Annotated in this window: 20 protein-coding genes and 2 pseudogenes; 12 read left to right on the top strand and 10 right to left on the bottom strand. The window is 70.8% G+C overall.

The window, feature by feature from the left end; translation table 11 throughout:
* Window positions 1–11 precede the first annotated feature (11 nt).
* The 3 genes from ABZ215_RS08740 (at window position 12) to ABZ215_RS08750 (ending at window position 3,332) form a co-directional block, all read left to right on the top strand.
* A complete protein-coding gene (locus tag ABZ215_RS08740; protein ID WP_354948848.1) occupies window positions 12–1,325 on the top strand; it encodes a PLP-dependent aminotransferase family protein in 1,314 nt (437 codons plus the stop codon).
* Between the two features lie 328 nt (window positions 1,326–1,653).
* Window positions 1,654–2,676, top strand: a complete 1,023-nt coding sequence (locus ABZ215_RS08745) for a DUF3533 domain-containing protein (RefSeq protein WP_354948850.1) — start codon at window positions 1,654–1,656, stop codon at window positions 2,674–2,676.
* Window positions 2,673–3,332 carry a rhomboid family intramembrane serine protease gene (locus ABZ215_RS08750; protein WP_354948852.1) on the top strand — a complete coding sequence of 220 codons (660 nt, stop codon included), beginning with the start codon at window positions 2,673–2,675 and terminating at the stop codon, window positions 3,330–3,332. The genes ABZ215_RS08745 and ABZ215_RS08750 overlap by 4 nt, the downstream gene beginning before the upstream one ends.
* Here ABZ215_RS08750 and mca read toward each other — a convergent pair.
* Window positions 3,304–4,128, bottom strand: a complete 825-nt coding sequence (mca, locus tag ABZ215_RS08755) for a mycothiol conjugate amidase Mca (protein WP_354948854.1) — start codon at window positions 4,126–4,128, stop codon at window positions 3,304–3,306. The genes ABZ215_RS08750 and mca overlap by 29 nt on opposite strands.
* A gap of 62 nt (window positions 4,129–4,190) precedes the next feature.
* Between mca and ABZ215_RS08760 the strand changes: the two genes are divergently transcribed.
* Window positions 4,191–4,769, top strand: a complete 579-nt coding sequence (locus tag ABZ215_RS08760) for a TetR/AcrR family transcriptional regulator (RefSeq protein ID WP_354948856.1) — start codon at window positions 4,191–4,193, stop codon at window positions 4,767–4,769.
* Between the two features lie 794 nt (window positions 4,770–5,563).
* Here the strand turns inward: ABZ215_RS08760 and istB are convergent.
* Window positions 5,564–6,360 (bottom strand): annotated as a pseudogene (gene istB / locus ABZ215_RS08765) (IS21-like element helper ATPase IstB).
* A 59-nt stretch (window positions 6,361–6,419) separates the two neighbouring features.
* On the opposite strand from istB, the gene ABZ215_RS08770 reads away from it, so the two are divergent.
* Window positions 6,420–6,659 carry a hypothetical protein gene (locus ABZ215_RS08770; RefSeq protein ID WP_354948858.1) on the top strand — a complete coding sequence of 80 codons (240 nt, stop codon included), beginning with the start codon at window positions 6,420–6,422 and terminating at the stop codon, window positions 6,657–6,659.
* 17 nt (window positions 6,660–6,676) lie between these two features.
* On the opposite strand, the pseudogene istA reads toward ABZ215_RS08770, so the two are convergent.
* From istA to ABZ215_RS08790, 4 genes and pseudogenes are all read right to left on the bottom strand, one after another.
* Window positions 6,677–7,913, bottom strand: a pseudogene (gene istA, locus ABZ215_RS08775) (IS21 family transposase).
* 296 nt (window positions 7,914–8,209) lie between these two features.
* Window positions 8,210–9,460 (bottom strand): RNA polymerase sigma factor, encoded by a 1,251-nt coding sequence (locus ABZ215_RS08780; RefSeq protein ID WP_354948875.1) that lies wholly within the window; start codon window positions 9,458–9,460, stop codon window positions 8,210–8,212.
* 41 nt (window positions 9,461–9,501) lie between these two features.
* A complete protein-coding gene (locus ABZ215_RS08785) occupies window positions 9,502–9,924 on the bottom strand; it encodes a YciI family protein (protein WP_020421634.1) in 423 nt (140 codons plus the stop codon).
* A 105-nt stretch (window positions 9,925–10,029) separates the two neighbouring features.
* Window positions 10,030–11,436 (bottom strand): aldehyde dehydrogenase family protein, encoded by a 1,407-nt coding sequence (locus tag ABZ215_RS08790; protein WP_354948860.1) that lies wholly within the window; start codon window positions 11,434–11,436, stop codon window positions 10,030–10,032.
* An 83-nt stretch (window positions 11,437–11,519) separates the two neighbouring features.
* On the opposite strand from ABZ215_RS08790, the gene ABZ215_RS08795 reads away from it, so the two are divergent.
* The 3 genes from ABZ215_RS08795 (at window position 11,520) to ABZ215_RS08805 (ending at window position 14,900) form a co-directional block, all read left to right on the top strand.
* Window positions 11,520–12,923, top strand: coding sequence for a PucR family transcriptional regulator (locus tag ABZ215_RS08795; RefSeq protein WP_354948862.1), 1,404 nt, complete (start codon window positions 11,520–11,522; stop codon window positions 12,921–12,923).
* Window positions 12,910–13,845: a ribonuclease Z gene (locus ABZ215_RS08800; RefSeq protein WP_354948864.1), complete on the top strand. Its 936-nt coding sequence runs from the start codon at window positions 12,910–12,912 to the stop codon at window positions 13,843–13,845. The genes ABZ215_RS08795 and ABZ215_RS08800 overlap by 14 nt, the downstream gene beginning before the upstream one ends.
* A 215-nt stretch (window positions 13,846–14,060) precedes the next feature.
* The gene (locus ABZ215_RS08805; RefSeq protein WP_020421630.1) at window positions 14,061–14,900 is read left to right on the top strand and encodes a hypothetical protein; all 840 of its coding nucleotides are present in this window, start codon (window positions 14,061–14,063) and stop codon (window positions 14,898–14,900) included.
* 77 nt (window positions 14,901–14,977) lie between these two features.
* Here the strand turns inward: ABZ215_RS08805 and ABZ215_RS08810 are convergent, their stop codons facing one another.
* The gene (locus tag ABZ215_RS08810; protein ID WP_237339654.1) at window positions 14,978–15,361 is read right to left on the bottom strand and encodes a DUF6401 family natural product biosynthesis protein; all 384 of its coding nucleotides are present in this window, start codon (window positions 15,359–15,361) and stop codon (window positions 14,978–14,980) included.
* Between the two features lie 236 nt (window positions 15,362–15,597).
* Here ABZ215_RS08810 and ABZ215_RS08815 point away from each other — a divergent pair, with 236 nt between their 5' ends.
* Window positions 15,598–16,368 (top strand): alpha/beta hydrolase, encoded by a 771-nt coding sequence (locus tag ABZ215_RS08815; protein WP_354948866.1) that lies wholly within the window; start codon window positions 15,598–15,600, stop codon window positions 16,366–16,368.
* A gap of 28 nt (window positions 16,369–16,396) precedes the next feature.
* Here the strand turns inward: ABZ215_RS08815 and ABZ215_RS08820 are convergent, their stop codons facing one another.
* From ABZ215_RS08820 to ABZ215_RS08830, 3 genes are read right to left on the bottom strand one after another with little or no spacing between them, the layout of a single operon-like run.
* Window positions 16,397–16,750 (bottom strand): hypothetical protein, encoded by a 354-nt coding sequence (locus ABZ215_RS08820; RefSeq protein WP_020421627.1) that lies wholly within the window; start codon window positions 16,748–16,750, stop codon window positions 16,397–16,399.
* A 49-nt stretch (window positions 16,751–16,799) separates the two neighbouring features.
* The gene (locus ABZ215_RS08825) at window positions 16,800–17,255 is read right to left on the bottom strand and encodes a hypothetical protein (RefSeq protein WP_020421626.1); all 456 of its coding nucleotides are present in this window, start codon (window positions 17,253–17,255) and stop codon (window positions 16,800–16,802) included.
* A 37-nt stretch (window positions 17,256–17,292) separates the two neighbouring features.
* Window positions 17,293–17,967 carry a TetR family transcriptional regulator gene (locus ABZ215_RS08830; RefSeq protein ID WP_237339636.1) on the bottom strand — a complete coding sequence of 225 codons (675 nt, stop codon included), beginning with the start codon at window positions 17,965–17,967 and terminating at the stop codon, window positions 17,293–17,295.
* A 91-nt stretch (window positions 17,968–18,058) separates the two neighbouring features.
* On the opposite strand from ABZ215_RS08830, the gene ABZ215_RS08835 reads away from it, so the two are divergent.
* The 3 genes from ABZ215_RS08835 to ABZ215_RS08845 are packed head-to-tail and all read left to right on the top strand — an operon-like array spanning window position 18,059 to window position 20,449.
* Window positions 18,059–19,105: an FAD-binding oxidoreductase gene (locus ABZ215_RS08835; protein ID WP_354948869.1), complete on the top strand. Its 1,047-nt coding sequence runs from the start codon at window positions 18,059–18,061 to the stop codon at window positions 19,103–19,105.
* A gap of 12 nt (window positions 19,106–19,117) precedes the next feature.
* Window positions 19,118–20,245, top strand: a complete 1,128-nt coding sequence (locus tag ABZ215_RS08840; RefSeq protein ID WP_020421623.1) for an acyl-CoA desaturase — start codon at window positions 19,118–19,120, stop codon at window positions 20,243–20,245.
* A 9-nt stretch (window positions 20,246–20,254) separates the two neighbouring features.
* A complete protein-coding gene (locus ABZ215_RS08845; RefSeq protein WP_020421622.1) occupies window positions 20,255–20,449 on the top strand; it encodes a hypothetical protein in 195 nt (64 codons plus the stop codon).
* Window positions 20,450–20,654: the final 205 nt, after the last annotated feature.

The following is a 20,654-nucleotide window of genomic DNA, read 5'->3' on the forward strand; positions in this document are numbered from 1 at the left end:
GGAGGTGCGGGGTGGACTACCGGACGATCGCGGACGACGTCGCCGCCGATGTCGCCGCCGGGCGGCTCCGGCCGGGCGACCGGTTGCCCCCGCAGCGCCGGTTCGCGCGGCAGCGCGGCATCGCGGTTTCCACCGCGGCCAGGGTGTACGGCGAGCTGGTCCGGCGTGGCCTCGCGGTCGGCGAGACCGGGCGGGGCACGTTCATCCGGGCCGCGCCGGAGCCGGGTTCCGCGCTGGCCGAACCCGCCTCCGCGACGGTCGACCTGGAGCTGAACTTCCCGGTGCTGCCGGAACAGGCCGAGTGGATCGCCGCGAGCCTCGGACCGTTGCTGCGGCCGGACCTGCTGGTGCAGGGGCTGGGGCCGGCCGTGGTGACGGGCACGGCCGAAGCCAGGGCGGCGGCCGCCTCGGTGCTGGCGCGAGGTGGGTGGGCGCCGTCAGCGCCGGACGTGTTGTTCACGGGCAACGGCCGCCAGGCGATCGCCGCCGCGGTGGCCGCGCTGGTCCCGGCCGGGGAGCGGCTGGGGGTCGAGGCGCTGACGTACCCGGTGGTGAAGGGCATCGCGGCGCGGCTCGGGGTCACGCTGGTGCCGCTGGAGCTGGACGAGCACGGTGTGGTGCCGGACCTGCCGCCGCGGTTGCGGGCGGTCTACCTGCAGCCGGCGCTGCACAACCCGCTGGGGCTGGCGATGCCCGCGGCGCGGCGGGCGGAGCTGGCCGAGGCGTTGCGGGAGCGGGATCTGCCGGTGATCGACGACGGCATCAACGGTTTCCTGCGGCCGGACCTGGCGCCGCTGGCGGAGGTCGCGCCGGAGCGGACGGTCGTGCTGGACAGCCTCTCGAAGCGGCTCGCGCCCGGGCTGACGCTGGGTTTCGTGGTGGCTCCGCCGGCGCTGCGTGACCGGGTGGCCGCCGCGGTGCGTTCGGGCGGCTGGGCGGCGGCGCGGTTCCCGATGGCGGCCGCGACGCGCCTGATGGCGGACGGCACGCTGGCGAAGATCGAGGCCGCCAAGCGCGCCGACGCGGTGGCGCGGCAGGAACTGGTCGCCGAGCGCTTGGCGGGTTTCGAGGTGCGGTCGGACCCGCGGGCGTACCACTGCTGGTGGCAGCTGCCGGAGCCGTGGCGGGCGGAGACGTTCGTGGCGGCCGCCGCACGGCGCGGGATAGCCGTCACCCCGGCCGCGGCGTTCGCGGTGAGCCCGGGCAGAGCCCCCACCGCCGTGCGGCTCGCGCTGGCTTCCCCGCGGATCGACGTACTGGCCGGGGCGCTGGACACGCTGGCCACGTTGGCGCGTTCAAGCCCGGAGGACAGCGGAATCGAGTGATTCGTCGCGGCGGTATTGGCAAGGGGCGGTGCCGCGCGCAGCCTTCGCCGCGCCGCGGGCCGTGCTGTCCGGAGGACAGCCGATCGAGCGATGCGTCGCGGTGGTACCGGCCGCAGGTTTCCGTCGCGCGGTGCGGTCATGCCGTCACGCGGCGGGCCGCGCTGCTCGGAGGACAGCGGATCGAGTGATGCGCCGTGGCGGTGCCGCCAGGTGTCACCGTCCGGTGCCGCCCGCAGCTTTCGCCACCGGGCGCGTCACAGCTGAATGACAGCGGGATCGAGTGAATCTTCGCCGCGCGGCTGGGCCCCGCCGCGCCTAGGTTCGGGCCATGACCAGCGAAGAACCGCGGAGCCTTGCGCACGATCTGCGGGACGCGATCGCCCCGCGGACCGTCTTGCTGGTGCTCGGGGTGCTGCTCCTGCAGCTCGGCTTCATCCTGTCCTACGTCGGCGCCTTCCACAGCCCGTCGCCGCACCGGGTCGCCGTCGCCGTCGTCGGTCCACAACAGACGGTCGACCGCATCAACGCCCTCGACGGCACGCCCGTCGAGGCGTCGCCGAGCCCGGACGCGGACGATGCGCGCCAACGGGTCCTCGACCGTGACGTGGAGGCGGCCTACCTCGCCGACAGCGGCACCCTCCTGGTCGCGACCGCCGCGGGCCCGGCCCTCGCCACCGCCGTCGAGCAGGTCTTCACCCAACTCGGCGCCGCCCAGAACCGCGCACCGGTCGTCCAAGATCTCGTCCCACCGCAGGCCGGCGACGCCCGCGGGCTGACCGCCTTCTACGCGGTCGTCGGCTGGCTCGTCGGCGGCTACCTCGCCGCCGCCGCACTCGGCATCGCGAAGGGCGCCCGTCCCGCGACGCTGCGCCGGACGGTGATCCGGCTCGCCGCGATGGTGCCCTACGCGATCGTGTCCGGCCTGGGCGGCGCGCTGGTCGTCGACCAGGTCCTCGGCGCGCTGACCGGCCACTTCCTGTCCCTGTGGTGGATCGGCGCGGCCCTCACCTTCGCGGCGGCGACCGTCACCATGGCCTTCCAGGTGCTGTTCGGCGTGATCGGCGTCGGAATCACCGTGCTGATCTTCGTGGTGCTCGGCAACCCGAGCGCGGGCGGCGCCTACCAGACCGAACTGCTGCCGCCGTTCTGGCGCGCGATCGGCGACTGGCTGCCCAACGGCGCCGGCACCGAGGCGATCCGCGACGAGGTCTACTTCGCCGGGAACGCGACCGGCGGCCCGATCACCGTGCTGGTGGTGTGGGGCGCCGCCGGGCTCGTGGTCACCCTGCTCGCGTCCGCGCTCCGGATTCGCCGGGAAAACGCCGATAATTCCATTACCCTGACCGGATGAAGGAACGCGCGTTGCCCAGCGGCGTCGAAGCCCAGGCCATGATCGCCGAGGCGCGCAAGGCGCTGTGGGTGATGGTCGGGTTCCTGGCCGTCATCTGGATCGTGCAGATCGTCAACTGGGCCACCGACTACGCGCTGAGCTTCGACTTCGGCATCCGCGCCCGCGAGCTGAGTTCGCTGCCCGAAGCGCTGACGGCGCCGTTCCTGCATTTCAGCTGGGCGCACATCGAAAGCAATTCCGGGCCGCTGTTCATCTTCGGGTTCCTCGCCGCCTACCGCGGGGTGCGGAAGTTCCTCGGGGTGACGGCGCTGATCGTGGTCGGCAGCGGGCTCGGCGTGTGGCTGGTGTCGCCGCCGAACGGGGTGACCGCCGGCGCGAGCGGCGTGGTGCTGGGCTACTTCGGCTACATCATCGTGCGTGGCTTGTTCGACCGGCGCCCGATCGACATCGTGATCGGGCTCGTGATGGCGCTGTGCTTCGCCTACCAGTTCACCGCGCTGCTGCCGGCCGAGGAGGGCATCAGCTGGCAGGGGCACCTGTTCGGGTTCGGGTCGGGCGTGGTCGGCGGGTGGGTGTTCCGGGAGCGCCGGCGCAAGCAGGTCGAGCCGGCGCCTGCGGATTCGACGGTCATGCTGGATCCGCCGCAGCAGCCGTGATCCCGGCGAACAGGTCGTCCTCCGGCAGGTCGGCCGGGACCAGCGAGCGGGCCAGGACGTAGTCATCGGTCGGCCACACCTCGCGTTCGACGTCGCGCGGGTGGCGCAGGAACGGGTTGTCGGGGCCGACCTGGGTCTCGTGGGCGAGCAGGGCGCGGTCGCGGGTGTCGAAGTGGTCGGCGCAGTGGATCCGCGTGGTGACTGGGGTGTGGGTGTCCGGCAGTTCGGCGAGGACCTCGGCCATGCCGGAGTCGAGGCCGCGTGCGGTGAGGGCGTCGTGCATGGCCTGGAACCACTCCTTGGTGAGGGTGGCGAGGTAGTAGAGCTTGGCGATCTGCCAGGGCGTGCCGGCGACGGCGTCGAACGCGGCGACCGCGACCTGGTGGGTGCGGATGTGGTCGGGGTGCGGGTAGCCGCCGGTCTCGTCGTAGGTGACGAGCACGTCCGGGCGGAACTCGCGGATGACCTCGACGAGCCTGTCGACGGCGGTGCCGAGGGGTTGCCTGGCGAAGCTGTCGGCGGGCGGGTCGTCGGTGAGGCCGGAGTCGCGGAAGCCGAGGAACCGTTGCCGCACAGCGAGGATCTCGCTCGCGCGGGCCATCTCCCGGCGGCGGATCTCGGGCAGGTTCGCGCGGACTTCGGGGGTGTCCAGGCGCGGGTTGAGGACGTCGCCGCGCTCGCCGCCGGTGCAGGTGACGACCAGGACGTCCGCGCCTGCCGCGGCGTAGCGCGCCATCGTGGCGGCGCCCTTGCTGGACTCGTCGTCGGGGTGGGCGTGGACGGTCATGAGCCGCATCTCGGCCTCCAGTTGTTTAGGTCGAACCTAATATTAGGTCAAGCATAGCGTAGGGTGGGTCCGTGGAGCGCGGGTTGAGGAAGCAGCGGACACGGCAGGCGATCTCCGACGCGGCGACGCGGTTGTTCATCTCGCGGGGGTTCGAGGAGGTGACGATCGCGCAGGTCGCGGAGGCGGCGGAGGTGGCGAAGATGACGGTCACCAACCACTTCCCGCGCAAGGAGGACCTGGTCTTCGACGTGCACGAGTCGTTCGTGGCGAGCCTGGCCGAGGTGCGGGGGCGGCCGCTGGTGCCGGCGTTCCGTCGCGCGTGGCGGGCGGGGCTCGAGCGCCGGGATGCGCTGTTGGGTTTCTCGGGGCCGGAGTTCGCGCGGATGGTCGTCGAGAGCCCGACGCTGCTCGCGCGGTTGCGTGAGTTGCACGAGGAGCGGGAGAAGGCGCTGGCTACTGCGCTGTCGGACTTCGATGAGGACACGGCGCGCGCCGCGGCGGCCCAGATCGCCGGCGTGCACCGCCTGCTGTTCGACGAGGTCCTGCGGCGCACCGCCGCCGGCCAGGCGGAACCAGAGATTGCGGCGGCGGTGGGTCGGGCTGGGGAGCGGATGTTCGATCTGCTGGAGGCTGGGCTCGGGTCGCTCTAGCTTCAGTTGCTACGGCTCCCGGGTGGGGAGGGGATCGAGCGGGTTTGATGAATGGCCCATTCCCGCGGCGGTGGTGGGGTTTGTGGTGTGTGGATGAACGGTTCGTTCATGGCTTCGGGAGTGAGTGGGCCTGTCGTGCGCCGATGAAGGGCCCATTCATGCCGCGATGATGGAGTCTGTGGCGGGTAGGTGAACGCTCCGTTCGTGGCTTCGGGAGCGGGGGGCATGTCGTGCGCCGATGAGCGGCCCATTCATGCCGCAATGACGGGATCTGTGGCGGGTAGGTGAACGCTCCGTTCATGGCTTCGCGAGCGGGTGGGCATGTCGTGCGCCGATGAACGGCCCATTCATGCCGCGATGATGGGGTCAGTGGTGGGTAGATGAACGGCGCGTTCATGGCTTCGCGATGTGGGCCTGTAATGCCTCGATTAACGGTCCATTCATGCCTTCGCGAGCGGGGCGGCATGTCGTGGCTTGATGAACGGTCCGTTCATGCCTTCGGGGCGGGTAGGCATGTCGCGCCTCGATGAATGGGCCGTTCATAGGTTCGCGGGTGGGTCGGTCGTGTGTCGATGAGTGGTCCGTTCATGCCTTCGCGAGTGGGTGGGCCGGCGGTGCCTCGATGAATGGCCCATTCATCGCTTCACGGCTGCATCGCTTCACCGGTGCAGCCGTTGGGCCAGCGGTGACCTGATGAATGGTCCTTTCAATCACGCACGGGTGGATGTCAACGGCAGCCGAATTTTGAGCACTTTCGGCACGCGAATCATGACCCCCTGCGGGTGAGTTGATCTTTAGTCGTCGGTTGTGTGGGCTGTGGGGACGCGGCCGAGGTCGCGGTCTTTGAGGCGGTAGCTGTCACCCTTGAGGGCGACGACTTCGGCGTGGTGGACGAGGCGGTCGATCATGGCTGCGGCGACCACGTCGTCGCCGAAGACCTCGCCCCACCGGCCGAAGACCTTGTTGCTGGTCACGATCAAACTGGCCCGCTCGTAGCGGGAGGAGACCAGTTGGAAGAACAGGTTGGCCGCCTCGGGCTCGAACGGGATGTAACCGACTCGTCGACCACGAGAAGCGGGATGCGGCCAAGTTTGACCAGTTCGGCCTGGAGACGGCCGGCGTGGTGGGCGTCGGCCAGCCGGGCGACCCACTCGGCGGCGGTAGCGAACGCGACCCGGTGCCCGGCTTGGCAGGCGCGGATCGCCAGCCCGATTGCCATGTCGGTCTTGCCCGTCCCGGGCGGCCCGAGGAACACAACATTTTCTTTGCCAGCAACGAAGTCCAGCGTGCCCAGGTGGGCGATTACGTCTCGTTTCAGGCCGCGAGTGTGATCGAAGTCGAATTCTTCCAACGATTTGCGCGCGGGGAACCGGGCGGCGCGGATACGGCCCTCACCGCCATGGGACTCGCGGGCGGACACCTCGCGTTGCAGACACGCCACCAGGAACTCCTCGTGCGACTACGACTCGGTGCGAGCGCGCTCAGCGAGCCGGTTGACCGGCTCCCGCTGCGTCGGGGCCTTGAGCGCCCGGGTCAAGAACGCGATCTCGCTGGTCAGGTCGCGTGTCATGGTCTTCTTGATGGCGGGCATCAGCCGGTCACCACCAATTCCGTGGCACAGAAGCCAACCCCGTTGCGACAATGCTCGGCATGAACTCGGACCTGCCGACCGTGGCCGTGCGGTTGTGGCGCGCTGACGCCGTCGTGCTGTTCGACTGGTTGATGAGCACCGACCTGGACACCGTGCCCATCACCCACCCCGCCCAGAAGCAGGCCCTGGCCGACCTGCTGTCCCGGTTCGAGTACGACACCGCACCGGACATCACCGGCGTGACCGCCGAGGAGATCACCGCAGCGCAACACGAGGTCGCCAAGGACATGGACTGGTAGCCGCCGCTGCGTCCTCATCAGGCCACCCCGCCGTGGTCGAGGTCGGTCAGCCCGAGCGCGGCGTCGTAGTCGGCCAGACGCCGCTGTTCGATCTCGGGTTCGGGCGCGGGACGCAGCATTCCGATCCGCTCGCGCCGTAACGCCTTAGCCGCGGCGACATGCTCGGGGTCGGAGATCGTCTGGTGCCATGCCCAGATCCGGTCGTGATCGGCGACGATCTTGCCATCGCAGACCACCCGCACCCGGCGATGATCTCCACACGGCGGTCGATCATCGCCGGGGGCACCGAATAGTCGTTGGAGTCCAAGCGAACGTAGTGATCACGCGCCAGCCGGGTCGACGCCCGCCTCCCGGTCGCTGGCCCGATCGGCGGCAGCGCGAGCATCGCGGCCCGATCAGCGGTGATCCGCTCGGCGGGGGCACAGCCCAACACCCGCTTGGGCCGGGTGTTGGCCACCGCCAGCCACGCCGCCAACTGGGCGTTGAACCCGGCCGGGCCGTCGAACTCGCGGCCGGGCAAGAACGACCGCTCCAGCCAGTCATGCGCCCGCTCGATCAGACCCTTGGCCTCCGGATCAGCCGGCCGGCAGACAACCACCTTCGTCGCAAGCGTGCCGCGGAACGCCTGACATTCCGCGGTCAGCTCGCTGCGGCCACCGCGCCAACGGCCGACCGCGCCCTCGCCGTCGCAGACCAGCACCCGCGGCACCGCACCTAACCCGGAGATGAGCTGCCACCAGCCGGCGAACAGGTCCTCGGCGCGCCGCGAGGGGATCAGTACCGCCGACAACCACCGCGCGTAGCCGGTGATCATGGTCAGCACCGGCAACTGGGCCGGCTTGCGAACCTGACCGAACCCCACTGGCAGCGTGATCGGCGGGAACCACAGATCGCACTGGGCGATCTCCCCGGCCGCATAGCTAGTGCACGATGCCGGGTCCGGCGGCAGATACACCGGCCGCAGTTGCGCGATCCTCCCCGACAGCACCCGGATCGACCGGGTCCAGCCGATCCGCTGCGCGATCACCGTCGCTAGCATCGTCGGATACGCCCGTAGGAGCTCGCGGATCTGCGGCTCCACCGCGTCCACGATCGACCCGGCGGGCTTGCGCACGTACTTCGGCGGCGCGTCGACGCCAACGCCGCCCGCACCGTGTTCCCGGAAACGCCCAATACCCGAGCGATCGCCTCGATTGGCAACCCCTCCGACCTGCATAAACGACGAATCTCAACCCAATCTTCCACGGACAACACCCTTCGTTCTCCCTGGCTCGGTTGAGCCAGGCTCCACCGGCCAAGGGGTCAAAATTCGGATGCCACGCCGTGCTCATTTTTCGCGTGCCGTCGACAGTGGACAGGGCGGTGGCGGCGTCGATGAACGGTCCATTCATCGCCACACGAAGAGACCAGCTGCATCACGATGAACGGTCGAGCCAGCGCCACACGAAGAGACCAGCCGCATCAAGGTGAACGGTCCGTTCATCCCCCCGCGAAAGGACCACTCGCACCAACATGAACCGTCCACTCCGGACAGCCGCCAGAAACCCCACTCACTCCCCAGCCGCAGCCTTAGCCCGCGCCAGCAGCACATCCCGCTCCCGCGAATTCCGCGTCAGCGAAGCCGCCCGTTCGAACTCCGCCCGCGCCTCCGCCAGCCGCCCCACCTTTGCGAGCAAGTCGCCTCGCACTGTGGGTAGCAGGTGGTACCTCGCGAGCGCCGGCGAGGCCGCCAACTCGTCCACCAACGGCAGCGCCGCCTCCGGGCCTGAAGCCATCGACACCGCCACGGCACGGTTCAGCTCCACCACCGGCGACGGCGTCACCTCCGCCAGCTCCCCGTACAGCGCCGCGATCCGCTCCCAATCGGTGTCCTCCGGCGCACCCGCCCGGGCATGGCACGCCGCGATCGCCGCCTGCAGCACGTACGGTCCACGCGCCCGCGACAGGCTCTCCGCCCGCTCCAGCGCCGCCAGCCCATGCCCGATCAGCAACCGGTCCCACTTCGCCCGGTTCTGGTCCAGCAACAGGATCGGCTCACCCTCCGGCGTCACCCGCGCCCTGGACCGCGACGCCTGCAACTCCATCAACGCCACCAGCCCGAACACCTCGGGCTCCTGCGGCGCCAGCCCGGCCAGGATCCGCCCCAGCCGCATCGCGTCGGCGCACAGCTGGGGGCGCATCCAGTCGTCGCCGGCCGTCGCGGAATAGCCCTCGTTGAAGATCAGGTACACCACCTCCAGCACGGACCCCAGCCGCTCCGCCAGCTCCGGCCCGGCGGGCACCTCGAACGGCACCTTCTTCTGCGCCAGCGTCCGCTTCGCCCGCACGATCCGCTGCGCCACCGTCGACTCCGGCACCAGGAACGCACGCGCGATCTCGTCCGTCGTCAACCCGCCCAGCAAGCGCAACGTCAGCGCCACCCGCGCCTCCGTCTTCAGCACCGGGTGGCACGCCGTGAAGATCAACCGCAGCAGGTCGTCCGGCACCTCGTCCGGCTCGACCTCGATCGCCTGCTGCGTGGTCTCCAGGTCGAGCCCGATCTCCTCGTGCTTGCGCTCCGCCATCTTCAGGTGCCGGAAGTGGTCGATCGCGCGGCGCTTGGCGATCGTCATCAGCCACGCGCCCGGGTTCGACGGCACACCCGACGACGGCCACTGCTCCAGCGCCGCCACCAGCGCGTCCTGCGCCAGCTCCTCGGCCAGCCCGACGTCGCGCACCATGCGCGTCAGCGCGGCGATCAGCTTCGCGGACTCGATCCGCCACACGGCGTCGATGGTGCGATGTGCCTCGGTGACCGTCACGGTCACCGAGCACACCACCTCACCGCGGCGAGGGCAAGTTCCTACCGCCCGTGCTGCTCCTCGATCTTCTGCCGCATCCGGTCCTCGGCCTCACGCAGCTCCGGCGTGTACGCCTCGCCGAAGTCCTCGGCCTCGAACACCTGCCGGATCTCGATCTCGGTGTCCCGGAACGGCGCCCGCTTCAGCCACTCGACGGCCTCCTCCTTCGACTTCACGTCGAGGATCCAGAAGCCCGCGATCAGCTCCTTCGACTCCGCGAACGGGCCGTCGATCACGGTCGTGCCCTCGCTGGAGTACCGCACCCGCGCACCCTTCGAGCTCGGGTGCAGGCCCTCGCCCGCCAGCATCACACCGGCCTTGACCAGCTCCTCGTTGAACTTGGTCATGTCCGCCAGCTCCTGCTCGGTGGGCATGGCGCCGGCCTCGGTGTTCTCGTCGCCCTTGACCAGGACCATGAACTTCATCGTCTTCTCCCTGCTGTCGAGGTGGTCCCCAATGGGACCGTCACGATGACATCGATCGAGCACCGGGCGAATCGACAACGGCGGACAATTTTCTTTCGGAAATCTTCAGCGCACCCCGGTCAGCACGAGAACCCGCTGCTCAGTGAGGTCTTCCATGGCCGCGCGGACCCCCTCCCGGCCGGTGCCGGACTCCTTCACCCCGCCGTAGGGCATCTGGTCGGCCCGGTAGCTCGGCACGTCGCCGACCACCACGCCGCCGACCTCCAGCCGCGCCGACGCCTCGAACGCGACCCGCAGGTCGTGCGTGAAGACCCCGGCCTGCAGCCCGAACCGCGACGCGTTGACCCGCTCGAAGGCCTCCTCCACCGAGTCGACCGGCGCGAGCGACAGCACCGGGCCGAAGATCTCCTCGGCGTTGACCGCGCAGTCCTCCGGCGCGTCGGCGAGCACGGTCGGCGCCACGGTCGCGCCCTGCCGCGTCCCGCCGGCGAGCAGTTCGGCGCCCGCCGCGACCGCGTCGTCGACCCACGACTGCACCCGCACCGCGGCCGCCTCGTTGATCAGCGGGCCGACCTCGCCGTCCACGTCCAGCTTGCGCACGTGGGCGACGACCCGGTCGGCCAGCTCGGCGTACACGTCGCGGTGCGCGTAGACCCGCTGCACCGAGATGCACGACTGGCCGCCCTGGTACGTGCCGAAGGTCGCGATGCGCTGCGCCGCGAACTCCAGGTCCGTCCAGTCCGGGCAGACGATCGCCGCCGCGTTGCCGCCCAGCTCCAGGGTCACGTGCTTGCGCGGCACCCGGTCCTGGATCGACCAGCCGACCGGTCCGGACCCGGTGAACGACACGACCGGCAGCCGCGGGTCCGCGACCAGCTCGCTCGCCGCCTCGTTCGGCATCGGCAGGACCGACCACGAGCCGGCGGGCAGGGCGGTCTCGGCGAGCAGCTCGCCGAGCACCAGCGCGGTCAGCGGAGTCGCGGGCGCGGGTTTGAGCACGATCGGGCAGCCGACGGCGATCGCCGGGGCCATCTTGTGGGCGACGAGGTTGAGCGGGAAGTTGAACGGGGTGATCCCCAGGACCGGCCCACGCGGCGCGCGCCGGACCAGCGCCAGCCGCCCGGCGGAGGCGGCGTCGGTGTCGAGCCGCTGCAGCTCGCCGGAGAACCGGCGGGCCTCCTCGGCGGCCCAGCGGAAGGTCGACACCCCGCGCCCGACCTCGGCCCGCGCCCACTTCAGCGGCTTGCCCGACTCGGCGTGGATCAGGTCCGCGATCTCGTCGGCGCGCTCGGCCAGGCGCCGGGAGACGTGGTCGACGGCGTCCGCGAGCACGTACGCCGGCAGCTGCGCGACCTCGTGCCGGACGTCGTGCGCGGCGGCGACGGCGGCTTCGACGTCGGCCGCGGTCGCGTTGCTGGTGGTTCCGGCGAGTGCGCCGTCGCGGGGGTTGCGGACTTCGACGAGGTCGTCGCTCGTCGCCGGGCGGCCGGCGACCCAGTAGGGGAAGCTCATCGGTCCAGCATCTGCTCGCCCGGCGTGGACGGAAATGGCCGAACCGGCCAATAAGGGCTCGGAGAACTGGACGAAGTGGCAGAGTGGTGGTCGTGCCGGTGACCCTGCGGCGACTCCTCGCCGACCCGACGCTCGGTCTGCGCGTGCTGGCCGGGCAGTCCGGTTTGGACCGCCCGGTGGGGTGGGTGCACGTCAGCGAGCTGGACGACCCGACGCCGTTCCTCGAAGGCGGCGAGCTGCTGCTCACCACGGGACTGCGGCTCTCCGGCGAGCCCGGGTACGTCACCAGGCTGACGGCGCGTGGACTGGCCGGGCTCGGGTTCGGCATCGGGCTCAGCCACGCCGAGGCGCCCGCCGCGCTGGTGCGCGCCGCCGCCGACGCCGGGCTGCCGCTGCTGGAAGTGCCGCGGCGGACGCCGTTCATCGCGATCAGCAAGGCGGTGTCGGCGGCCCTCGCTGCGGACTCCTACGCCGAGGTCACCGCCACCAACGCGGCGCAGCAGGAGCTGACGCGGGCGGCGTTGCGCGGGCCGGACGCGGCGGTGCGACGGCTGGCTCGGCTGCTCGACGGGTTCGTGCTGCTGGTCGGCCGCGGCGGCGAGCTGGTGCGGGCCGCCCCGGCGGCGGCCGCGGAACGGCTGCCGTCGGTGGCGGGCGAGCTGGCGCGGCTGCGTGGCGGGCCGGCGAGCGCCAGTTTCGAGGTGGACGGGCAGCACGTGGTCGTCCAGGTGCTGCGCAACCAGGGGTTCCTCGTCGCCGGGCGGCCGGAGCCGTTCGACCGGACCAGCGGGCACGTGCTGAGCGCCGCCGCGTCACTGCTCACCCTCACGTTGACGCGAGCGCGCGGGCTGGAGTCGGAGCGCCGCAAGGTACATACCGCATGTATGCGTTTGTTGCTGGCCGGGCAGCACGAGCTGGTCGCCAGGATCGTCGGCCTGCCACCGGAACCGGTCGAGGTGTTCGCGTTGACCGGTCAGGCCGAGCGCGTGCTCGACGCCCTCGACGGCAGCCCGGCGTTCGCCGCCGAGCTGGACGGGTTCGTCGTGGCGATCGGGCCGTCCGGCTGGTCCCCGGAGCTGGCCGGCGGTGTGGCGCCGGCGGCCGGTTACGCCGAACTGGCGCAGGCGCACCAGCGGGCGACGCGCGTCGCGTCGCGGACCGAGCTGGTGCGGTTCCGCGGTGACCTGGTCTCGCTGCTGCCCGCGGAGGAGGCGCAAGCGTTTGCCGCCGCGGTGCTGGAACCGTTGGTGCGCCACGACGAGACCGGGCGTGGCGACCTGGTGGCGTCGCTCGCGGAGTGGCTGCGGCGGCACGGGCAGTGGGACCCGGCGGCGGCGCGGCTCGGCGTCCACCGGCACACCCTGCGCAACCGCATCGCGAAAGTGGCCGAGCTGACCGGGCGCGATCTCGACGACCCGGACGTGCGGGCGGAGCTGTGGACAGCGTTGCGGCTGCGCGGCCTAGGGTCGGGGGGTGTCCGTGCGTGAACTGGTGGTGCTGGGGACCGGGAGCCAGGTGCCGACGCGCACCCGCAACCACAACGGCTACCTGCTGCGCTGGGACGGCGAGGGACTGCTGTTCGACCCCGGCGAGGGCACACAGCGGCAGATGCTGTTCGCCGGGGTGGCGGCCAGTTCGATCACGCGGATCTGCCTGAGCCACTTCCACGGCGACCACTGCCTCGGCGTGCCGGGCGTGGTGCAGCGGTTGTCGCTGGACGGGGTGCGGCACCCGGTGGTCGCGCACTACCCGGCCTCCGGCGCGGAGTACTTCGCGCGGCTGCGGCACGCGAGCGCCTTCCACGAGACGGCGGAGCTGGTGGAGTCGCCGGTGGCCGAGCCGGGTGAGATCGCGCGCGGCGCGTTCGGCCGTCTGCTCGCGCGGCGGCTGTCGCACCCCGTCGAGTCGTTCGGGTACCAGCTGGTCGAGCCGGACACCCGGCGGATGCTGCCGGACCGGCTCACGGCGCTCGGTGTGCGTGGCCCCGCGGTCGGGCAGCTGCAGCGGGACGGGTTCGTCGAGGTCGGCGGGCGGCGGGTCGAGCTGCCGGCGGTGAGCGAGCCGCGCCGGGGCCAGCGGTTCGCGTTCGTGATGGACACCCGGCTCTGCGACGGCGTCTTCGAGCTGGCCGAGCACGCGGACCTGCTGGTGATCGAGTCGACGTTCCTGTCCGCGGACGCCGCGCTGGCCACCGAGTACGGGCACCTGACGGCCGCGCAGGCCGGGCGGGTGGCGGCGGAGTGCGGGGTGCGGAAGCTGGTCCTGTCGCACTTCTCGCAGCGCTACCCGGACCCGGAGGCGTTCCGCGCCGAGGCGGCCGCGTCGTTCGGCGGCGAGATCGTGGTGGCCTCCGACGTCAGCCGCATCGCGGTGCCGGCGCGACGCCCCGCGCGAGCGGCGGCCGACTGACTTTTTCCACCCGGTCGGCGCGGCCGCGAAATCGTCACGAAACCGCCGGTGGGAGCCGTTTTGGTACCCCTGTCGCGATGGGTCCTGCATCACACGCGTGGGGGATACCCGCAGGTCATTGAAGTGTGGCCCTGCCAGGGCTGGGTAGCCACTTCATCGAAAGCGCTTCAGAAACGGGGCGCAGGTTGCTCCTGCAACGGAAGGGAGAGAGGCCAGTGGCAACGTCCAACCTGGCGGCCGTCGACTTCGGCCAGGGTGTGTCCAACGCCTGGAGCGCGGTGGCGACCTTCGTGCCGAAGTTCGTCGCGTTCCTGGTGATCCTCGCGATCGGCTGGTTCATCGCCAAAGCACTGGGCAAGATCGTGAACAAGGTGCTCGAGAAGGTCGGGTTCGACCGGGTGGTCGAGCGCGGCGGCATCAAGCAGATGCTCGCCAAGAGCAAGTACGACGCCTCGGACATCATCGCCAAGCTGGTGTACTACGCGGTCCTGCTGATCGCCCTGCAGTTCGCCTTCGGCGTGTGGGGGCCGAACCCGGTGAGCGGGCTGCTGACGGGGATCGTCGCGTGGCTGCCGAAGGCCGCGGTCGCGATCATCATCGTGGTCGTCGCCGGCGCGATCGCCCGCGCGGTGAAGGACCTGGTCGGCGGAGCGCTGAGCGGCCTGTCCTACGGCAAGACGCTGGGCACGATCGCGGCGGTGTTCATCTGGGCGCTGGGCATCATCGCGGCCCTGAACCAGATCGGCGTCGCCACCACCGTCACCACGCCGGTGCTGGTCACCGTGCTCGCGACGATCGGCGGTGTCGTCATCGTCGGCATGGGCGGTGGCCTGGTGAAGCCGATGCAGCAGCGCTGGGAGCGCTGGCTGGGCCGCGCCGAGGAGCAGATCCCGGCCGCCAAGGCGCACGCCGAGGCCTACCAGCGGGGCCGTGAGGACGCGACCCGCGCGACCACCCCGACCGCGGAGGAGGCCACGCAGGAGATGCGCCAGCCGACCGGTTCCATGGGGTCGGACCGCGGCGCGACCATGCGGCCGCCGGAGAGCTTCCGGTAACGACGGGGAACGCCCTCAAGACGGGGAGCACAGGGAGAGGCGGCCGGTCCGGCGACGGACCGGCCGTTCTCTTGCGCCTAGCGCAGTTCCAGTTCGAAGCCCTGGCGGTAGTGGGGGTCGTCCATCGAGTTCGCCAGCGTGCAGACCGCCAGCAGGCGGAAGGTCAGCCAGTCCATCGGCCCCGATTCCGGGCCGTGTGGCACGGTCAGCCGCCAGCCGGCTTCGCGCGCGTGGTCGAGCAGGCCGCGCGCGTACCCGGCGAGCAGCACGACGCCCGCGACGGCCGCCGAACCCTCCACGCCCGCGGCGAGGATGTCGCGCACCGCGGCCGCGTGCTGGTCGACCACCGCGGCCAGGCCGGGCGCGGTGGCCACGGCGGCGACGAGCCCCGCGGCGCCCAGCTGGCTGTGCAGATGATTCAGCGTCCGACGGGACGTGCGTTCCGCCCAGACCGCGGCCATACCGAACATGCCTTCCACGGTAACTCCCGGATTCGACCTCGTGGCCGGGGGAGGCGACGATCGACATGGCCGTTTTCCTCGGAGTGGCAACGGGGTGTCAGCGCCGGGTCACCGACGGCGGCCGCGACGGTGCCGAATTTCACGATGGCGAGGTGCGAATGAGCGGGCTCGGCAGGTTTCGGTCGGCGGGTAACCGGGCACGCTACGACGCCGTTTACGACGAAGGCCTGCGTGCGATGCCCGAGCCGGCCGCCGTGCGCGATATCCCCACGGCCTTCGGCGCGGTCCGCGTCTACCGCTTCGGCACGGCCGGTGACCCGCTCGTCCTGCTGCCCGGGCGCTGCGGCACGAGCATCGCGTTCCGGGCGGGCATCCCGGAACTGGCCCGGCGCCACCGCGTCCACACCGTCGATCCGCTCGGCGAACCGGGCCGCAGCGAGCAGACCGCGCCGATCCGCGACGCCGGGGACCAGGCACGCTGGCTCGACGACACCCTGGCCCGGCTCGGCCTCGGGCGGGCGCACCTGCTCGGCGTCTCGACCGGCGGGTGGCTGGCCGCGAACCTCGCGGTCCGGCGGCCGGAGCGGGTCGCTTCGCTGACGCTGGCAGACCCGGTCGCCACGTTCGCGCCGGTGCCGCCCGGCGTGGTGCTGCGGGCCCTCCCGGTCGGCCTGCGCTACGTCTCGAGCTGGGCCCGGCCGCGGTTCCTCCGCTGGGCCACCGGCGCGGACCCGGCGGACACCGTCGAAGGACGGCTGCTCAGCGCCGGGTTCCAGCACTTCCGGACCGCGCTGCCGCGGCCGGTCCTGTTCACCGACGAGCAATTGCGTGCTCTCGCCGTGCCGGTGCTGGCGATCATCGCCGGCCGCAGCGTCGTGCACGACCCGCGGCGGGCCCACAGCCGGGCCCGCGCCCTGCTCCAGCGCGGTGAGGTGGAACTGTGGCCGGACGCGGCCCCGGTGGGGGAGGTCGCCGAGCGGGCGTCGCGCTTCCTGGCGGCCAGCTGATCTGTCGCGAGTGGACGGTCACGCACCGTCACCGCTGCCGGCCGGGTGGCCGGGGTTCTTCGAGCAGCATCGCGCGCAGGAGTTCCCGGGCCTGACGGCGAATCTGCACCGAGTCGCCGTGGCCGCCGATGGTCCAGAGCAGCTCGGCCAGCGCGCAGCCCGCCGTCTTCTGCAGCGAGCCCAGGTACTGGGCGAAGTGCTGGGCCCAGCGCCCGTGCAGGGTCACCAGCAGCTCGTCGCCGAACTGGTTGCGCAGCACGATTTCGTCGCCCTCACGCTCCTGGGTCCAGAACGGCAGTGCGCCCGCGAGCGAGCGCCACTGGTCCGCCAGCTCGGCGATCCGCTTCCGCTCCAGGCGGTCTTCCTCGTCCTGCCGGTTCATCGTGCACTCCCTACCCTCCGTGCACGACGCTAGAACAGGTGTTCGATGATCACAAGCTCGGGGTGGGTGCCGTCTCAGGTTCCGCCGGCTGCACCTGGACCTCGAAGCCGTAGCCGGGAGACGGCGGGAAACCGGCTTCGCCGATGGCCTGGATCGACACGCTGTCACCGGGGAAGAGGTACCCGGATCCCTTGATCGGCTCCGGATTCGTGCCGCACGGGAACATCACCGTGTGCCAGTCCTCGCGCGGCGACCGGTATCGCACACCCATTTTCGGCGTGCTCAGCATCTGCGCCGCCGGACAGGTGCCGGAAACGCTCAGCTCGATCGAATAGGCCTGGTCGCCGTCCTTGGTGACGGCGCCTTCGACCTGCAGGCCCCAGCCGTTCCCGTAGTACGACGTGAGAAACGCCGGCTCGGCGGCGGCGGGCGCCGTGGCCAGCAGGAACGCGGCGGCGGTCAGTACGGCGATCTTTCGCATGAATTCGACGTTCGCAAGCGCCATCGGAGTGCGCAAACCGCCGGTGTCCCTCGAATGAGGGTCACTGCCAGTGCTCGGCGCCGCGGGCGATCAGTTTCAGCCGGTTTTCCGCGGTGGCGAGAATGCGTTCGTCGGATTCCGCGCTGCGCGGCACGGTTTCGATGAGTTCCACCGCGGTGGACAGCAGCATCGTCACGATCATGTCGGCGAGCATTCGCAGGTCGTCCGTCCGCCAGCGGCGCAGGCAGTCGAACCGGGCGAGGTCGACGGCCAGGTCGCCGGCGAACATGCGCAGTTCCGTGCGCGCGGCCTGCGGCACCGCGCCGGACCCGCCGTGCCGTTCCCTGGTCAGGAAGCGGAAGTGGGCCTCATGCGCGCGGGTGTACTCGTGCAGGGTCCGCACGACGGTGCGGGCGACCTGGTCGAAGTCGGTTCCGGTGTCGCGCGCGGCGTCGAGCATCCGGCGCAGGACCGCCATCGACTCGCCGAGCAGCACCAGGCCCAGCTCGTCCATCGACGTGAAGTGCCGGTAGAAGGCGGTGGGCACGATGTCCGCCTGCTTGGTCACCTCGCGCAGGCTGAGCACCGCGAACGGGCGGTCGGCGAGCTGGGCGAGCGCGGCGTCCAGCAGGGCCTGGCGGGTGCGCTGCTTGCGTTCCTGCCGGCTCACGGGCTTCACGGACTCGGCCGACACGTCGCCGATCCTACGTCCGGTTCCGGGTGCGACCTGCGTCACGCCCGCACCTCCTTCGGTTGACAGCGCCCCCGCCGGGTACGCCACCATTGAGTGTACAAGTGTTCTCCGAAAATGATCCCGGGGAGGAATCATGCGGCTCGCCGCGATCGCCGAGGCGCTGCTCACCCCGCACGGCATCGACCGCTACCTGGAACTGGTCGACCCGATGCTGGTCCGCCGCGAGATCCGTGGCGAGGTCACCGCGGTCGAGCACCAGACCCCCGACACGGTCACCCTGACGCTGAAGCCGAGTTCGGCGTGGCGCGGCTTCCAGGCGGGCCAGTACGTGCGGGTGTCGGTGGACATCGACGGCGTGCGCCGCACCCGGTGCTACTCGCCGGCCGGTTCGCAGCACCGCGACGGGCGGCTGGAGCTGACGATCAAGGCGCAGGGACTGGTGTCGCAGCACCTCAACCGGGCCCGGCCGGGCTGGGTGCTGGGCCTGTCCCAGGCGGACGGCACGTTCACCCTGCCCGAGCCGCGACCGGAGAAGCTGCTGCTGATCAGCGGCGGCAGCGGCATCACCCCGCTGATGTCGATGCTGCGCACCCTCGCCGACGAGGGGCACCAGGGCGAGGTGGTGTTCCTGCACTACGCGAACACCCCGGACGACGTGCTCTACGCCCGCGAGCTGGCGCGGCAGGCTCCGAACGTGCGGGTCGTGCTCGCGTGCACGCACGCGGCGGGCGGCGAGCTGAGGGGGTTCTTCTCGCGGGAACACCTGGTCGAGGCCGCGCCCTGGTACGCGGGCGCGCTGACCTACCTGTGCGGGCCCGCGCCGCTGATGGACTCCGTGCGGGCCGTGTACGACAGCGAACAATTGAGTGAACAACTGATCACCGAAGAGTTCACGCCGCCGGAGCTGGTGATCGACGAGTCGGCGGCCGAGGGGACCGTGCGGTTCGCGCACAGCGGTGTCGAGTTCCCCAACTCGGGCCGCCCGCTGCTGGAACAGGCCGAGGAGGCCGGGCTCCGCCCGGAGCACGGGTGCCGGATGGGCATCTGCTTCTCCTGCACGAAGGTCAAGGCCCGCGGCCGGGTGCGGAACGCGAAGTCGGGCGAGGTGTCCGGCGAAGAGAACGAAGAGATCCAGCTCTGCATCTCCGTCCCGGCCGGGGACGTGGAGATCGACGCGTAGAGGAGCCTTCCCATGACCGGCTTGCAGGACCGGCTGACGCCGGAGCAGATCGAGGAGTTCGGCCGCGAGATGGACGCGATCCGGCAGCGGATCGTCGCCGACCTCGGCCAGGACGACGTCGACTACATCCGGAACGTGATCAAGACCCAGCGCGGGCTGGAGGTCGCCGGGCGGGCGCTGATGTTCGCCGGGTTCTTCCCGCCGGCCTGGCTCGCCGGGGTCGGCGCGCTGTCGCTGGCGAAGATCCTGGACAACATGGAGATCGGCCACAACGTGATGCACGGCCAGTACGACTGGACGCGCATCCCCGAGCTGAGCTCGCAGAAGTTCGAGTGGGACACGATGGCGCCCGCGGAGAACTGGCGGCACTCGCACAACTACATCCACCACACGTTCACCAACGTGCTCGACAAGGACCGCGACATCGGGTACGGCATCCTGCGCATCGACCCGGCGCAGAAGTGGCACCCGTACTACCTGGGCAACCCGGTGTACGCGACGGTGCTGGCGTTCATCTTCCAGTGGGGCGTGATGTTGCACGACCTGGAGTTCGACCGGGTCGTGCGTGGTGAGCGGAAGTGGTCGGACCCCGAGCTGAAGCAGATGCGCGAGCGGATGGCGCGCAAGGCGGTGAAGCAGGTCGGCAAGGACTACGTGTTGTTCCCGCTGCTCACCGGCCCGCTCGCGCCGCTGACGTTCCTGGGCAACGCGTCGGCGAACCTGACCCGCAACCTGTGGGCGTTCGCGATCATCTTCTGCGGCCACTTCCCGTCCGACGTCGAGAGCTTCACCGAGGAGGAGACCGAGAACGAGACGCGGGGCCAGTGGTACCTGCGCCAGATCCTCGGCTCGGCGAACATCACGGGCGGCCCGCTGTTCCACATCCTCAGCGGCAACCTTTCACACCAGATCGAGCACCACCTGTTCCCGGACATCCCGGCGCGGCGGTACCCGCAGATCGCCGCGGAGGTGCGGGCGGTGTGCGAGAAGTACGGGCTGCCCTACAACACCGGGCCGCTGCACAAGCAGTTGTGGTCGGTGGCGAAGAAGATCGTGAAGTTCGCGCTGCCGCCGCGGCCTCGGCAGGCGGACCGGACGCCCGATACGCTGGCGTCCGACAGGGTTTCCGCGGCGGCGTGAGGACGTGTGATGGTCGATCCGATCGAAAGCGGCAAGGACACGGTCCAGGTGCTGACCGAGTCGGCAGCCACCCACATCGGCAACATAGCGACGATCATCACCGGCGCGGTGCGCGACATCGCCCGGGAAACGGGCGACTGGCTGACGGACCTCTTCGAGATGAGGGAAGCAGCAAGGCGCGCAAACGCCGACAAGCAGGACTAGCAGGTTCTTCGGGGCACACCACCGAACCGCCGCCCGGCAACGCAAAGCAGGCGACTACCCCAACCAGACCTCCCCCGCCCCCGATCCACAGCCGATCTTTAGTCGCCGACCAGGCGTGTCAAGGTACTCTTTCCCGCCTTGACACGGCTGCTCGGCGACTGAAACACAATCAGGCATCGGGGGCGGGGGTGGTCGGAAGGTGACC

The sequence above is a fragment of the Amycolatopsis sp. NPDC006131 genome (assembly GCF_040614175.1).
In the GTDB taxonomy this organism is placed as follows: Bacteria; Actinomycetota; Actinomycetes; order Mycobacteriales; family Pseudonocardiaceae; genus Amycolatopsis_E; species Amycolatopsis_E tucumanensis.